This is a genomic window from Cupriavidus sp. 94F1, from assembly GCF_057798875.1.
On record NZ_JBYOJT010000012.1, the window covers coordinates 79688 to 95560 of the forward strand.

Consider the following 15873-nt stretch of genomic DNA (forward strand, 5'->3'; position numbering starts at 1 on the left):
CTGGCGAGCCCCATTACAGCACGGAAATCCGCTCGGCTGCCATGCGCGGATGGAATGGCAGAACGCCTGAAATCTCGTTTGAACCGGCGCCCGGAATCGCTTGAAATAAAGCCGATCCGAACCGCCGCCACTGGAGCCCGCCATGTCGCTTCGCCAGTCTTCGCATGATGTCCGTGCATTGCAACCGGACGCGGCGCCGCCCTGGTGGCGCGGCACCGTCTTTCTGCTGCTGGCGGCCGGGCTCGTGATGGGCCTGGCGCTGGGGGTACGCCACGTGCAGGGCCTGTTCCTGCTGCCGGTGATCGCCGAACGGGGCTGGACCCGCGAGACATTCGGCTTTGCGATGGCCGTGCAGAACCTGGTGTGGGGCATCGCTCAGCCGCTGACGGGCATGGTGGCCGACCGCTTCGGGTCGTGGAAGGTGATGCTGGCCGGGCTGTTGCTGTACGCGGCCGGACTGTGGGGCATGGCACTGGCGCCGTCGTCGATGGCCTTCGTGCTGGCGGGCGGCATCTGTATCGGCATCGCGCAGTCCGGGACGACGTTCGGCGTGGCCTATGGCGCGCTGAGCCGCATGGTGCCGCCGGAACAGCGCAGTCGCACGCTGGGCATTGCCGGGGCGTGCGGGGGCATCGGGCAGTTCCTGATGGTGCCGTCGGCGCAGGCGCTGCTGTCGGCGGCGGGGTGGCAGCTGACGTTGATGATCTTTGCCGGGGCGGCCCTGTTGCTGGTGCCGTTGGCGCTGCCGTTCCAGGATCGCGCGACGGGCGGCGATGCCAGGGGCGACCAGCCTTCGATGCGGGCCGCCATCGGCGAGGCCTTCCGGCATCCGGGGTTCTGGCTGCTCAACCTGGGCTTTCTGGCATGCGGCTTCCAGCTGGCGTTCATCGCCAACCATCTGCCGGCCTACCTGCGCGACCAGGGCATGCAGCCGGCCAGCGCGATGATTGCGCTGGCCCTGATCGCACTGGCCAATATCGCGGGCACCTACGCCTTCGGCTGGCTGGGCGGGCGGCACGTGAAGAAGTACCTGCTGGCCGGCATCTACCTGACGCGCACGTCGGCGATGGCGCTGTTCCTGCTGCTGCCGCTCAGCCCGCTCACGCTTTACGGGTTTGCGGCCGTGATGGGCTTCCTGTGGCTGGGCACGGTGCCATTGACCAGCGGCATCGTCTCGCAGGTGTTTGGCGTGCGGTACATCACCACGCTGTTCGGCTTTGTGTTCCTTGGCCATCAGCTGGGGTCTTTCCTGGGGGTGTGGCTGGGCGGGCTGGTGTTCGAACTGACGCATTCCTATGATCTGGTGTGGATGGGTGCGATGGCGCTGGGCGTGATCGCGGCGGCGTTGCATTGGCCCATCGACGACCGCGAGATTGTGCGCGCGCCATGGCAGGGGCTGCGGCCTTGAGCGCCTGCATGGAATAAAGGGCTGGCCTGGTGTGTTTACGCATCAGGCAGGCTGCGTGCCGGGCGCGGGAGGTGGAGTATGCTTGGCACGCACGTCCTGTCATTCCCGTATCCGGAGGCCGCCATGCCGTTTCGTTTTTCCGTTTGGACGGGTGCCGTCGCGGCAGCCCTTGTGCTGAGCGCATGCGCATCGCTGCAGCCGGTGGAGACCGGCCAAAAGCTGATCGGCAGCCCGCAGGCCGCCGTGCAGCAGGCGTTCGGCACCCCCACCGATACGTTCCAGATGGCCAACGGCACCCAGCGGTGGATTTATTCCAAACAGCCGTACGGCTACGAAATCTACGCGGCCGACTTCGATGCCAGCGGCAAGCTGACGAATTTCCGGCAGACGCTGACCGAAAACGAGATCTACACCGCGCGGCCCGGCCAGTGGACCAAGCAGGATGTGCTGGAACGCTGGGGCAAGCCCAAGGAGCCGATCCAGTACTACGCGCTGATGAAGCGCGAGGCGTGGTCGTACCGGATGTACCTGCCCGGCTACCTGCCGGCGCACTTCAGCGCCTATTTTGACGACAACGGCGTGCTGGACCGGACGATGATCATCCAGGACTCGCGCGGCGGCGAACGCAGCCGGAGATAGCCGAACGGCTATCAACGGCGCGCCGGGTGGGGCGGCCCGGCCATCCGCATTGCGCCACGCGGGTCCGCCCGAGTGGCGCCAATGCAACAATCCACATTGAAGACTCAACTAATTCCCGGGTGAACCGCTCGTCCATTGTATAAACACGAATTATTCGCATTACTATTTGTGTTGATGTGCGGCACACGCCGCATCGCGCACGTCGAGCCAGCACACCGCCCATAACAATCCCGGGAATTCCGATGTTCTTGCACCGTCTGTCCAACGGTCGCGCCAGCCTGCGCTCGCGCGTTTCTGTCCGTTCTTCGCTGCCAGCCACCGCGCTGTCACCTGTTGCCGCCGCAGTGCTGGGCCTGTCGCTGTCGCTGTCCGCGCCCGTCCACGCGCAGGTTCGGGCCCAGCCGGCCGATCCGGGCGCCACCGCCACGCTGCCCACGGCCACCGTGGTGGCCGACCGGTCCGGCGAGGCGGTCAAGGTCGAGCGTGTGAGCAACGGCGCGCTGGGCGACCGCAAGGCCGTGGATACGCCGTTCTCGGTCAACGCGGTGTCCAGCGACGAGATCCAGCAGCGCATGGCGCAGACCGCCAACGATGTGTTCAGGTACGACCCCGCCGTTCAGGTGCTGGGCGACAACGCACGCACCGAGAACTCGTACTTCTCCGTGCGCGGCATTCGCGTGGACATGCTCAACGGCACGAAGGTGGATGGCCAGAACTTCGTCACGTGGGACGCCGACATCCCGCTGGAGCCGTTCGAGCAGGTGGAGCTGCTCAAGGGCCTGTCTGGCTTCATGTACGGCTTTGGCTCGCCGGGCGGCATCATCAACTACGTGGCCAAGCGGCCCACCGCCACGCCGCTGCGCGAGGTGACCATCGGCTACCAGACCAACAACGTCTGGAGCGAGAAGGTCGATGTGGGCGGCCGCTTTGGCAACGACGACCGCTTCGGCTACCGCATCAACGCCGTGAACGAGGACGGCAACACCAGCGAACAGGGCGTGCACGTGCGCCGCCAGACGTTTTCGCTGGCCACCGACTTCCGCATCACGCCGGACCTGACGTGGAACGCCGACATCATGTACTGGAAGCGCAAGTCGCAGGGCACGATCTTCGGGCTGTCGTTCGGCACGGACACCATCCCCGCCGCCAGTAGCGTGGCGCGCAACCTGGCCCAGCCGTGGTCGTCGCACGAGACCGACACGCTGACCGTGGGCACCGGCGTGGACTACCGCATCAACAGCGACTGGAAGACCAGCTTCAAGTACCGCTTCGCACGCCAGAACCGCCTGAATGCCGACAGCTTCCTGTTTGTCACGGACGACGCAGGGAACTACTCGGACACCAACTACCGCTGGAAGACCGCCTACTACTATCAGGCGTACGACGCGATGGTGCAGGGCAAGTTCGACACAGGGGGCCTCAAGCACGAGATCGTGGCGGGCCTGGGCTACCTCTCGCAGGTGCGCGAGCTGGACAACGGCCTGGGCGGCAACGGCATCTTCATGGGGATGAACAACCTGTACAACCCCATCGCGCTGGACGAGCAGGCCGGCGTGGGCAAGGACTACATTCCGTACCGCGACTACAAGATCCAGCAGAAATCGGCCTACCTGAGCGACACGGTGCAGATCACGCCGCGCCTGTCGGTGCTGGCTGGCCTGCGCTACAACATGTTCTCGCAAGACAACTACAGCCCCGAAGCGGTCCGGACGTCGCGCTACAGCGCCAACCCGATCACGCCCACGGCAGCGGTGATGTTCAAGACGGACGATTTCTCGACCGCCTACGTGAGCTACGTGGAATCGCTGGAACCGGGCGGATCGGCCGGCCCGACCGCCGCGAACGCTGGCGAGACCTTCGGCCCGCTAAAGAGCCGCCAGTACGAGGTGGGCTTCAAGACCGACCGCGACAAGTGGGGCGCCAACCTGGCCCTGTTCCGCGTGGACAAGGGCTACGAGTACACCAACACGTCGAACGTCTTCGTGCAGAACGGCAAGCAGCAGTTCACGGGCGTGGATACCAGCGGCTGGTGGCGCGTGGCGCGTGACATTCGCCTGATGGGCGGCGTGCTGTGGCTGCACACCAAAACCACGGACGTCGACGATCCGCAGGTCAACGGCAACCGGGTCTTCGCCACGCCGAACTACATCGTGACCGGCCGCGTCGAGTACGACACGCCGTTCGTCCCCGGCCTGACGCTGTGGACGGGCGCCAAGGTGACCGGCTCGATGTACGTGAACTCGGCCAATACGCAGCAGATTCCGTCGTACACCACGGCCGACGTCGGCGCGCGCTATACCACCCGTGTGGCCGGCAAGCAGGTGACCGTGCGCGCGGTGCTGAACAACGTGTTCAACCGCCGCTACTGGACCACCACCTATGACGGCTTCGTGCTGCCGGCGGCCACGCGCACGTTCCTGATGAACGCCTCGCTGCAGTTCTGATGGATTGAAATGCAGGCGGCCGGCAGGGGCCGCCGTTTTCAGCCTCGGCGCACCGCCGTGACCTTGCCGCCCATCACGTCGATGGTGCGCCGCTGCGGGTTGTAGTCCATCGTGCCCGGCATATGCTGGCCTTCGCGATTGCCGAAGCGCCATGCGCAGCCTTCGAGCAGTTTGGCCGCGTCCGCCTCGGTCTTGCCGATCAGCGCGTCGTCGCCGAGCTTGTCGGCCTGGCAGCCCTCGGGCGTGCCACGGCCGCCTTGGGGGCCCGGATTGGCCACGCCGGCAGTCGGCGGCTGCGGCGCCTGCGGCTGCGCGGCGCAGCCTGCCATCATCGTGGCCATTGCCACGGTGCCCGTGAGGGCCATCCCTTTCCAGTTCGGTGCAGTCATGCAGAGGCTCCTTGGCCGTATGAGGGAGCCCCGATTCTAGCGGACCCTGCGTTCACGGCGACTTGCGCGCCGTGGACCGTCCGCGCCCGCGCGGTGCCGGGGCCGCGAACATCGACATGTCGCGAACGATGCAGCCCAGCAGCGTGTCGGCGGCCACGCCCAGCGGGCGGCCCGCCTTGACCAGCAACCGCGCCTTGGCCGCCTCGAACAGCGGGTGGGCGATCGGCAGGGTCACCAGTTCGCCCGAGCCCAGTTCCCGATACGCGGCAAACGCGCCGATCAGCGTGATGCCGTGGTGGCGCTTGACGAAGTGCCGCAGCACGGCCAGCGAATTGGTGGTCAGCGTGGGCCGGATCTGGATGTTCTCGGCGTACGCCAGCATCTGCACGATCTGCCCGAGCCCGAACGCCGGCGGCATCATCGCCAGCGGGTAGTCGGCAAGCTCGCGCACGTCCACGGTGGTGCCGCGCAGCGCCAGCGGATGCCCGGCATGCACCAGCAGCACCACCGGCTGCGACGACGTGGCCACCCAGCGCACATCGGCATGCGACGGCGGGTTGTAGGCCAGGCCGATATGCGCGCGGCTTTCGGCCACCTCCTGCAGCACGTTGTTGACGGGCAGGATGTCCACCGTGACGTCGAGCCGGGGGTATTGCGCGCAGAAGTCGGTGAGCACCTCGTCCATCAGGCCATCGACATAGCCCTCGCTGGTGGCAATGCGGATCTGGCCGTGCTGCAGGCCACGCAGCGCCTGCAAGCGGTCTTCGAACAGCTCCTGCTGCGCCCGGCAGCCCTGCCAGTATTCCAGCAGGTGCAGCGCCACTTCGGTGGGCTGCACGCCGCGTGCGTGGCGGTCGAACAGCGGCGCGCCGACTTCGTCCTCCAGCAGTCGGATCTGGCGCGTGATGACCGACGGCGATGTGTTGATGCTGTCGGCCGCGCCCCGGATCGATCCGTGCGTGAGCACCTCGTGGAAATAGCGCAGCCTGCGCTGGTTCAGTTCTCGCATGTCGAATGCCAAGCTGTTGCCGATTGGGCAACGATAGCCGACTTAAGTTGCTCTTGCTCTGCTTTTTCATCTGACCGACGATCCTTCGACAACAAGAAAAAGCGACAGCACAACGTTCATCGCATCCAAAGGACGACCACGGGAGAGACCGCATGTCCACCACACTGCCCCCACGCACCACGCCGGCGCACGACCGCGCCGCGCAACAGGCGCTGTACCGCAAACTGAACTGGCGCCTGCTGCCCTTCCTGCTGCTCTGCTATACGTTCGCCTACCTGGACCGCGTCAATATCGGCTTCGCCAAGCTGCAGATGCAGAGCGACCTGGGCTTCTCCGACGCTGTGTACGGCCTGGGCGCCGGCATCTTCTTCTTCGGCTATGTGCTGTTCGAGATCCCCAGCAACCTGCTGCTGCCCCGCATCGGGGCGCGCAAGACCATCAGCCGCATCCTGGTGCTATGGGGGCTGACGTCGGCCGGCATGATGTTCGTGCGCGACGAAACCACGTTCTATGTGATGCGCTTCCTGCTGGGCGTGTTCGAGGCGGGGTTTGCGCCGGGCATGATCTTCTACCTGACGTACTGGTACGGCCAGCAGCGCATGGCGCGCGTGATGGCCGTGGTGATGCTGGCGGGCCCGCTTGGCGGCATCTTCGGCTCGCCGCTGTCCACGTGGCTGATGACTGGCCTGTCGGGCACGCATGGCCTGGCAGGCTGGCAGTGGATGTTCCTGGTGGAAGGCCTGCCGTGCGTGCTGCTGGGCGTGCTGGCGCTGCGCGTGCTGGCGGACCGGCCGGCCGATGCAAAGTGGCTGACCGATACCGAAAAGCGCATGATTGCCGCTGAACTGCACACGCCCGGCGCGGGCCACCATTCGTTTGGCCAGGTGGCGCGCGATCCGCGCGTGTACCTGCTGGCCTTCGCCTACTTCACGATGATCTGCGGCATCTACGCGGTCAGCTTCTGGCTGCCGTCGATCATCAAGGCCGATGGCGTGACCGACACCATGCAGATCGGCCTGTATTCGATGATCCCGTATATCGCGGCCGCCATTGCGATGGTCGTGATCGGCCGGCGCTCGGACCGGCGCGGCGAGCGGCGCCTGCATAGCGCCGTGCCCGCCTTCATCGGGGCCGTGGCGCTGGCGGTGGCCACGCTGTCCAGCGGCAACCTGGCGGTGTCGCTGTTGTGCATGACGATCGCCACGGCGATGATGTGGACGGCCTATACGGTGTTCTGGGCCATACCGTCGCAATACCTGAAGGGCGATGCCGCCGCGGGCGGTATCGCGCTGATCAACACGATCGGCCTGATCGGCGGCTTCCTGAGCCCGACCATCATTGGCTGGGTGCGCACGGCAACCGGCAGCATGCAGGCCGGCCTGCTGGTGATGGTGGCGCTGCTGGTGGCCGGCGCGGTGACGCTGGTGGCCAACCGCATGCCCGCGCCGCACGGCCGTCCGGCCACGGTTTGACGACAACATGAACATGGAGAGGCCCTTGGCACCCCGAATCCTGATCGCCGGTTTCCAGCACGAAACCAATACGTTTGCGCCATCGAAGGCCACCTACGCCAGTTTCGAGCGCGGCGAGGGCTTCCCGGCGATGGCGCGCGGCGACGATGTGCTGGCGCTGCGCGATGTGAATATCCCCGTGGGCGGATTCATCCAGGCCGCGCAGCGCAACGGCTGGGCCCTGCGCCCGGTGATCTGGGCCGGCGCCAGCCCGTCGGCCCATGTGACCCGGGATGCGTTCGAGCGCATCGCCGGCGAAATCGTCGCGGCTGCCCGCGCGGGCGGTTTCGATGCCATCTACCTGGACCTGCACGGCGCGATGGTGGCCGAGCATGCCGACGATGGCGAGGGCGAATTGCTGGCCCGCCTGCGCGAGGTGATCGGCCCGGCGGTGCCGCTGGTGGCGTCGCTGGACCTCCACGCCAATGTCACGCAGCGCATGCTCGACGCCGCCGATGCGCTGGTGGCCTATCGCACGTATCCGCACGTCGACATGGCCGAAACCGGCGTGCGCGCCGCCGAACTGCTGCAGCCGCTGCTGGCCGGCCCGCGCCGCTGGCGTGCCGCCGCCCGCCGCCTGCCGTTCCTGATTCCGATCAACGGCATGTGCACGATGCTGGAGCCCGCGCGCGGCCTGTACGCGGCGCTGGCCGAGCTGGAAGCGGGCGGGGTGGTGTCGCTGTCGTTCGCGCCCGGCTTCCCGGCCGCCGACTTTCCGGAGTGCGGGCCGGTGATCTGGGGCTATGGCGACGATGACGCCGCCGCCGAAGCCGCCGTGCAGGCGCTCTACGACCGGATGCTGGCCGAGGAGGCCGCGTGGGAGGTGCCGTTCCTGTCCCCCGACGACGCGGTGCGCCAAGCCATGCGGATGGCCGAAGGCGCCACGCGCCCGGTGGTCATCGCCGATACCCAGGACAACCCCGGTGCCGGCGGCGATTCGAACACGATGGGCATGCTGCGCGCGCTGCTGCGCAACGGCGCGCAGGGCGCGGCCATCGGCCTGATATGGGACCCGGCCGTGGCGGCTGCCGCGCATCGCGCCGGCGTGGGCGCGGTGATCGACGTGGCGCTGGGGGGCGTGTCCGGCGTGCCCGGCGACGAGCCGCTGCAGGGGCGCTTCGAGGTGCTCGGGCTGTCGGACGGCGTCTGCCGCTTTGGCGGCCCGATGATGCACGGCATGCTGGCCGATGTCGGGCCCGTGGCGCTGCTGGGTATCGGCGGCGTGCAGGTGGTGGTCAGCGGCGGCAAGGCGCAGATGCTCGATCGCAACCTGTATCGCGTGGGCGGGGTCGAGCCCGAGGCGATGAAGATCCTGGTGAACAAGAGCTCGGTACATTTTCGCGCGGACTTCCAGGGCATCGCCCATGCCGTGCTGGTGGCCAAGGCCCCGGGGCCGATGACGGCCGACCCGGCCGACCTGCCGTGGACGCGCCTGGCGCCCGGCATCCGCCTGAAGCCGATGGGCGAGCCGTTCCGGGCCTGACGCCTGACGCCTGACGCCTGAAGCCTGAAGCCTGACGCCGGGCGACCACGCGCCGGCGCTCAGAGCTTCTGCAATGCGGCCAGCCGGAAGATCTTCGCCCACAGGTTGGCGGCGTCCCGGTCGGCTACCGGTATCACCCATTCGCCCGGCTTGCCGTGGCGCAGGCCGACGACCACATACCAGCGGCCCTGGCGCGCCTCGGGCCGGGCCGCCTCGATGTCCGCGAAGATCAGCACCTGGCGCTGACCGTTCATCTGCAGCACGCAGTTCTTGCGTTCGGCGTCGACCTTGAGCGTCCCCCATTCTCCCCTCAGGGCCAGGATGCGCTCGCCTTTGACGCGCCGGCCATGGATGGCCCGGTAGCGGCGCAGCGCCGCCACGCACAGCGCCGCCAGTATCGCCAGTATGAGAATGTCGGCGGTGGCGCCGGCCAGCATGCCGGAAGCGGCCGTCACCAGCTGGTAGAGCCGGACCAGGCCATAAACGAAGGCAACGAGGATCGCGATGCCTAGGAGGATGAAGGGCACGTCCTGATTCCTGAAGGGTGGCGGGTAGGGCGGTGGATGCGGGCAGCGTCGGGGTATGCCCCGGCGCCAGTGTCGGACCGTGCGGGCCTATAATGGTTCGCCCCGCATCGCCGGACGGGGTTTGCCATCCGGTTCGGCCCATCGTCAATGCCATCGTATCCTCTCGTCCTTTGCCTGACCATTGCCGTGGTGTGCAGTGTGGGCATGGCCGTCGCGGCCTGGCCGCGCCGCGATGACCCTACCGTCCGTGCATTCCTGGTGCTGGCGGCGGGCGTCACCATCTGGAGCGGCGGCCGGTTGCTGGAAATCAGCGAGACGGCGCTGCCAGGCCGGATCTTCTGGGCCAAGTTCCAGTATGCGGGCATCGTGGCCGTGCCGATCGGCTGGCTGGTGGCGATGGTTCACCTGAGCCGGCCACGCTTTGTCGTGCCGTGGTCGATGCTCTGGGTGCCGGTGTTCTTCGCGGTGCTGACGCTGGCGCTAGTATTCACCAACGAACGCCACCACCTGATCTGGACGTCGATCGAACTGATGCCGCCGGGCGTGTCGCCGGGCGCGGTGTTTCACCACGGCATCGGCTACACCGCGGTGGCCGCCTGGACCTACGCGATGCTGGGCCTCAGCATGTATTTCCTGGCCACCGCCGAGGTGCCGAACGCGGCGCTGTCGGTGCGCGGCCGCAACGTGCTGATGGCGGGGCTGCTCCTGCCGCTGGTGACGCACATCGCCTACCTGTACCGCTGGACCGGCCCGCTGGGCGGCGACCTGACACCGGCCACCTTTTCGCTGATGACCCTGCTGGTGTGGGTCTGCGCGCTGCGCAAGCACCTGGACGATACCGGCCACTACGCGCGGCTGCGCGTGTTCGACGCGATCCGCGAGGGCTGCGCGATCCTGGGCGCCGACGGACGCATCGTCGAGTTCAATCCCGCCGCTGCCCGGCTGGTGCCCGACCTGCGCCGTGGCCAGATGCCGCCGCCGGCCTGGCACCACGCGCTGAGCGACCCCGACGAGGTGGCGCCCTTCATTCCCGATGGCCTGGGCTACGAACTGACGGTGGAGCCCGTGTGCCGGATGGACGGCAAGCAGATCGGCCTGCTGGTGTTCATGCGCGATATCAGCCGCTACCAGTCGCGCGAACAGGCGCTGGCTACGCAGCTTGGCGAAACGGCGGAGCAGCTGTCGCGCGTGCAGGCCGACCTCGATATCGACGCGCTGACCGGCATCCCCAACCGGCGTTACTTCCAGCGCGAATCGCTGGCCGCCGTGGCACGCGCCCATGAGCGCGACAAGGAAATCGGCCTGCTGATCCTGGATGTCGACCTGTTCAAGCAATTCAACGACCTGTACGGGCACCCCTGCGGCGACGACTGCCTGCGCCAGGTGGCCGAAGCCCTGACTGGCGTGCTGCGGGGCCCGCAGTTCTGCGCCCGGCTGGGCGGCGAGGAATTCGCGGTGGTACTGCCGGATTCGTCGGCGGACGAAACGCGAGCCATCGCCCGCAGCATGGTGGCGGTGGTGCGGGACCTTGCCATTCCGCACAACGGCACGCCCGTGCAGCCCTACGTGACGATCAGCGTGGGCGCGGTATGCGCGGTGCCCGAAGCCCCGCGCCTGGAGCCGCTGCTGCACCGCGCCGACAGCGCGATGTACCGCGCCAAGCGGGCGGGGCGCAACCGCTACGTGGTTGACGGCAGCCTGTACCTTGGGGTGCAGAACAGCTGATTTTGACGATCCCGTGAAAAAGGGCTTGCAAATCGCCAGAGCTTATGTAGAATTCGCGTCTCGCTTCAACGCAGCAATGCAGCGAAACGAAGCCCAGATGGCGGAATTGGTAGACGCACTAGGTTCAGGTCCTAGCGGTGGCAACACTGTGGAGGTTCGAGTCCTCTTCTGGGCACCAATTTTGAAAGCCCTGCTCAACGAGCAGGGCTTTTTCATTTCCGGCCCAGAAAGGGCAGTCCCTGCGGACTGCCCGCGGGGACTCGAAAAGCTTGCGCTTGCCAGCGCAAGCCGGGGTCGCGCCTGGGTGACCGAGTCCTCTTCTGGGCACCAATTCAAGACCCCGCTCAACGAGCGGGGTCTTTTCATTTGTACGCCCAGAAAGGGCAGTCCCGGGCTTTCGCCGGGCTGGCCCTCTCCCCCGACCCCTCTCCCGCGAAGCGGGAGAGGGGAGAACACCAACGGCATATCGACGGCGGCGGTTTGCTCCCCTCTCCCGCACGGCGGGAGAGGGGCGGGGGAGAGGGCGGGCGTATCAAGCTGCCACGCCGCCCACGCCCTGGCCCACCGCAACGCGCGCGTCCTGCGTCGCGGCCTGCCGGACCACATCCCCCACCATCTCGGCCGTCACGGCCGATAGCGTCCAGCCCAGGTGTCCGTGCCCCGTGTTGTAGAACACGTTGGCGGCGTGGCCACGGCCTACGCGCGGCATCATGTTTGGCATCATCGGACGCAGGCCGGCCCAGGGCACCACGCTGCGCGTGCTGACGCCGGGGAAGCAGGCATGCACCCAGTCGACCAGCGGACGGATGCGGTCGGCGCGGATGTCGCGGTTGATGCCGTTGAACTCCGCCGTGCCGGCCACGCGGAAGCGGTCTGGGCCCAGGCGGCTGGTCACGAGCTTGGTTTCGTCGTCGAGCAGGCTGACCGTCGGCGCGCTGGCCTGGCTTTGCGCATCGTTCAGGTTCACCGTGATCGAATAGCCCTTCACCGGATAGATGTTGACGCGGTCGCCCAGCTGCCGGGCGAAGGCGCGGCTGGCCACGCCAGCGCACACCACCACGCCATCGAATTCGCGCGATGTGGGCAGGTTGTCTTCCGCCGACACCACGGTGGCGCGCCGCCCCGTGGTGGCCACCGCGCGCACATCCTGGTTGTACAGCGTGTGCACGCCCAGGCGCTGGATCGCCGCGGCCAGGCCGCTGGTGAACTTGTGGATGTCGCCCGTGGCGTCGCTCTCGGTGTAGTAGCCGCCGTAGTAGTCGCCGGCCAGCGTGGGCTCGATGTCGCGCATCTCGGCCGGCGTGACCGCGTGGCGCTCCAGCCCGCCTTCGGCCAGCAGCTTCGACACCCGGCCGGCATGCTCGAATCCCGCCTTGTTGCGATAGATATGCAGGATGCCGCGCCGCTTCAGGTCGAAGTCGATGCCTTCAGCGTCGGCCCAGGCGAACAGGTGCTGGCGCGCGGCGATGGCCAGGCGCGCGGTCTCGACCGTGTTGGCGCGGTAATGCGGAATCGACGCCATGAACTCGGCGAACCAGCTCAGCTTGTGCCAGGTGGGGCGCGGATTCACCAGCAGCGGCGCATCGGCGCGCAGCATCCATTTGAGGCCCTTGGCCAGCGTGGACCAGTGCGTCCAGACTTCGGCGTTCGAGGCCGACAACTGGCCGCCGTTGGCGAACGACGTTTCCATGGCCGCATAGCGATGTCGCTCGAACAGCGTGACGGAGAACCCGCGCCTGGCCAGCGCGTACGCGGTCGTGACGCCGGTAATACCGCCGCCGATCACTGCAATGGTTTTCATGTGGAAGGGTCTTTCAGGACGTCATGAGGTGGCAGTCCACGGCGCACCATGCGCTTCTCGCGGACGCCCCCTCTGTCCTTGACCTGAGAGATTCGCGAGCCGGGGCTCGCTTGCTCCTTCGGTACCGCCGGCCGACGTACAAGCCGGGGTTCTTCAGAGTTCCATGGCGATACCGGTCCTTTTGCCTGAGAGTTTCCGGGGCGGTTGCTCCTTCGGCGCCGTGCTGCCTGGCGGCAGCGACGGGCTCTCCCGATATCGCGGGGTACAACGGTGGCCACTATGCCATAGAAATTAAGGATTCGGCCATCAGGTTTGTTGCCGTCAGGCCGAAGGCACCAGAAAGCGTTGCGCCAGCCGCACCCAGGCCGCGGCGCCCAGCGGCAGCACCTGGTCGTTGAAGTCGTAGCCGGGGTTATGGACCATGCAGCCGCCGAATTCTCCTTCGCCGTTGCCCAGGATCAGGTAGCAGCCGGGCACCGCATCGAGCATCCAGGCGAAGTCCTCGCTGCCATTGAGGCCCTTGGGCGCCTGCGTCACCACGTGCTCGGCGCCCACCAGCTCCTGGCAGACCTCGGCAGCCAGTGCGGTAGGGCCGGCCGCGTTGACCATCGGCGGCGTCAGCTGGCGATAGTCGATCTGCGCCGTCACGCCGTGGGCCTGCGCGGTCAGGCTGACAATCTCGTGGATGCGGGCTTCCACCAGCGCGCGCGTTTCGGGCCGCGCCGCGCGCACATTGAGGCCGAGCTTGACCTCCTCCGGAATCACGTTGTGCGTGGCACCGGCGTGGATGAAGCCGACCGATACCACGGCGGTGTCGTCGGGCGCCACGCTGCGCGCCACCACCGTTTGCAGCGCGGTGATGATGGCGGCCGACGCGGCAATGGGGTCCTTCGAACGATGGGGCATCGCGCCATGGCCGCCGACGCCGCGGATCGTGACATCGGCCACGTCGGACGACAGGCTGACCGGCCCCTCCAGCACCCGAAACGAACCGGCCGGCACGCCGGGCATGTTGTGCAGCGCGAAGACCGCATCGCACGGAAAGCGCTCGAACAGGCCGTCTTCCATCATCGCGCGCGCGCCGCACAGGTTCTCTTCGTCGGGCTGGAAGATCAGGTTCAGCGTGCCGTCGAAGCTGCGCGACCTGGCCAGCGCGTGGGCGGCGGCCAGCAGGATGGCGGTATGGCCATCGTGCCCGCAGGCGTGCATGCGGCCGGGCGTCTTGCTGGCGTAGGGCAGGCCGGTGGCCTCGACGATCGGCAGGGCGTCCATGTCGGCCCGGATGCCCAGCCGTCGCGTGCCGTTGCCGAGCTTCAACTGGCCCACCACGCCGCTCTTGCCAATGCCGGTGTGCACGTCGTAGCCCCAGCTTTCCAGCAGCGTGGCCACCAGCCGGCTGGTGGCGCCAACCTCGAAGCCCAGTTCGGGCTGCGCATGGATCTGGCGGCGGATATTGACGAAGGTCTCGGTGTCGATGGCAGGCAACAGGTGCGGCAGCAGCTGAAACGGGGTCAGGGTCGGTTCTCGGGTCATGGTGAGGTCTCGGAAAGTCAGGCTCGCGGCGTCGCGACGGATATCGACAGGGATCAGTGTTCGCGTTTCTCGACGATGCGCAGCACGGCCACCAGGGCCAGCACGCCGCACGCCATCATGTAGAAGGCGGGGGCCATCGGGTTGCCAGTCTTCGCCAGCAGCCATGTGACGACGAACTGCGACGACCCGCCGAACACCGTCACGCCCACGCTGTAGATCACGGCCAGGCCCGTGGCGCGCACGCCGGCGGGCAGCATTTCCAGCAGCATCAGGAACAGCGGCGTGGTGCCCAGGTTGATGCTGGCGGTCAGCAGCGCGGACATGCCCAGTACCAGCGGCACGCTCGGGTAGTGGTTCATCAGCCAGAACGCGGGATAGACGGCCAGCAGGCTGAACAGCAGCGACCCGGCCACCAGCGGCTTGCGGCGGTCAAGGCGGTCCGCCAGCGTGCCCGCAATCAGCGACACCACGAGCAGCGTGACGCCCGTGACGCAGCCGGACAGGAACGACAGCGACGCCGGCATATGCAGCACGCGGATCATGTAGGTCGGCATGAAGAACACCACCAGGTACATCGTGGCCGTACCGGCGGTGCCGGCCAGGATGCCCAGCACCACCTTGCCGGCGTGACGGCGGAACAGTTCGCCGACCGGGCTCGGCGCATGCGCGTCGGCCTCGTGCGTCTCGTCGAGATTGGCGCGGATATAGAGACCTACCGGCGCGATCAGCAGCCCGAGCAGGAACGGCACGCGCCAGCCCCAGCTTTCCAGCGCGGCGGTGGGCAGCAAGGCATAGAGCGTGGCGCCCGTGGCCGCGCCCGCCAGCGCGGAAATGCCCTGGCTGCCGATCTGCCAGCTCACGCGCCAGCCGCGGCCCTTGACGTCGCCGCCTTCCATCAGCATCGCCGTGGAGGCGCCAATCTCGCCGCCCAGCGAAAAGCCCTGCAGCAGCCGGCCCGCCAGGATGGTCAGCGACCCGAACACGCCAGCGGTGGCGTAGGTAGGGGCCAGCGCGATGCACAGCGTGCCCAGCACCATCAGGCCGATGGTCAGCGTCATGGCGGCCTTGCGGCCATGACGGTCGGCATAGTTGCCGATCAGTACGCCGCCCAGCGGCCGCATGACAAAGCCGATGCCGAACGTGGCCACGGCCAGCAGCAGCGACCCGTACGGGCTATCCGACGGAAAGAAGAGCTTGCCGATCAGCAGCGAGAAGAAGCTGTAGACCGTGAAGTCGAACATTTCCAGCGCATTGCCGATGGAGCATGCGGCGATCAGCCGGAACTGGCTTTGCTTTGCCCTGGCCGGGGTGACGGAAGTGGCGGGGGCGGCGACGCTGGCAGCGGAGAGCGGCGTGCCGGCGGGCAAGGTGGCGTCGTTCATGTGGGGCTCCACGAACTGGGTT

General features: G+C 67.4%; 12 protein-coding genes, 1 tRNA gene and 1 riboswitch. Of the genes, 7 read left to right on the top strand and 6 right to left on the bottom strand.

The annotated features are described in order from the left end of the window. Window positions 1–142: 142 nt before the first annotated feature. From AC3FJ6_RS23155 to AC3FJ6_RS23165, 3 genes are all read left to right on the top strand, one after another. A complete protein-coding gene (locus AC3FJ6_RS23155; RefSeq protein ID WP_488773924.1) occupies window positions 143–1408 on the top strand; it encodes an MFS transporter in 1266 nt (421 codons plus the stop codon). Between the two features lie 123 nt (window positions 1409–1531). Beyond that, the gene (locus AC3FJ6_RS23160; protein ID WP_488773925.1) at window positions 1532–2047 is read left to right on the top strand and encodes a hypothetical protein; all 516 of its coding nucleotides are present in this window, start codon (window positions 1532–1534) and stop codon (window positions 2045–2047) included. A gap of 242 nt (window positions 2048–2289) precedes the next feature. After that, complete coding sequence (locus AC3FJ6_RS23165) at window positions 2290–4491, top strand: TonB-dependent siderophore receptor (protein WP_488773926.1); 2202 nt, start codon at window positions 2290–2292, stop codon at window positions 4489–4491. A gap of 38 nt (window positions 4492–4529) precedes the next feature. Here the strand turns inward: AC3FJ6_RS23165 and AC3FJ6_RS23170 are convergent, their stop codons facing one another. Together AC3FJ6_RS23170 and AC3FJ6_RS23175 are read right to left on the bottom strand one after the other, a co-directional pair. After that, window positions 4530–4880, bottom strand: coding sequence for a hypothetical protein (locus AC3FJ6_RS23170; protein ID WP_488773927.1), 351 nt, complete (start codon window positions 4878–4880; stop codon window positions 4530–4532). A 52-nt stretch (window positions 4881–4932) separates the two neighbouring features. After that, window positions 4933–5889: a LysR family transcriptional regulator gene (locus tag AC3FJ6_RS23175; RefSeq protein ID WP_153946987.1), complete on the bottom strand. Its 957-nt coding sequence runs from the start codon at window positions 5887–5889 to the stop codon at window positions 4933–4935. Between the two features lie 152 nt (window positions 5890–6041). Between AC3FJ6_RS23175 and AC3FJ6_RS23180 the strand changes: the two genes are divergently transcribed. Next, window positions 6042–7361 (top strand): MFS transporter, encoded by a 1320-nt coding sequence (locus AC3FJ6_RS23180; protein ID WP_488773928.1) that lies wholly within the window; start codon window positions 6042–6044, stop codon window positions 7359–7361. 25 nt (window positions 7362–7386) lie between these two features. Continuing rightward, a complete protein-coding gene (locus AC3FJ6_RS23185; RefSeq protein ID WP_488773929.1) occupies window positions 7387–8883 on the top strand; it encodes a M81 family metallopeptidase in 1497 nt (498 codons plus the stop codon). Between the two features lie 59 nt (window positions 8884–8942). On the opposite strand, the gene AC3FJ6_RS23190 is transcribed toward AC3FJ6_RS23185, so the two are convergent. Then, window positions 8943–9410 (bottom strand): hypothetical protein, encoded by a 468-nt coding sequence (locus tag AC3FJ6_RS23190; RefSeq protein WP_488773930.1) that lies wholly within the window; start codon window positions 9408–9410, stop codon window positions 8943–8945. 147 nt (window positions 9411–9557) lie between these two features. Between AC3FJ6_RS23190 and AC3FJ6_RS23195 the strand changes: the two genes are divergently transcribed. Then, a complete protein-coding gene (locus AC3FJ6_RS23195) occupies window positions 9558–11135 on the top strand; it encodes a diguanylate cyclase domain-containing protein (RefSeq protein ID WP_488773931.1) in 1578 nt (525 codons plus the stop codon). A gap of 91 nt (window positions 11136–11226) precedes the next feature. Continuing rightward, window positions 11227–11313 (top strand) — tRNA-Leu (locus tag AC3FJ6_RS23200). Between the two features lie 354 nt (window positions 11314–11667). Here the strand turns inward: AC3FJ6_RS23200 and AC3FJ6_RS23205 are convergent. From AC3FJ6_RS23205 to AC3FJ6_RS23215, 3 genes are all read right to left on the bottom strand, one after another. After that, entirely contained in the window at window positions 11668–12936 is a 1269-nt protein-coding gene (locus tag AC3FJ6_RS23205) for a D-amino acid dehydrogenase (RefSeq protein ID WP_488773932.1), read from the bottom strand. A gap of 163 nt (window positions 12937–13099) precedes the next feature. Further along, window positions 13100–13198: riboswitch (glycine riboswitch) on the bottom strand. A 59-nt stretch (window positions 13199–13257) separates the two neighbouring features. Next, window positions 13258–14469: a M20 aminoacylase family protein gene (locus AC3FJ6_RS23210; RefSeq protein WP_488773933.1), complete on the bottom strand. Its 1212-nt coding sequence runs from the start codon at window positions 14467–14469 to the stop codon at window positions 13258–13260. 53 nt (window positions 14470–14522) lie between these two features. Further along, window positions 14523–15851, bottom strand: coding sequence for an MFS transporter (locus AC3FJ6_RS23215; protein ID WP_488773934.1), 1329 nt, complete (start codon window positions 15849–15851; stop codon window positions 14523–14525). Between the last annotated feature and the right edge of the window lie 22 nt (window positions 15852–15873).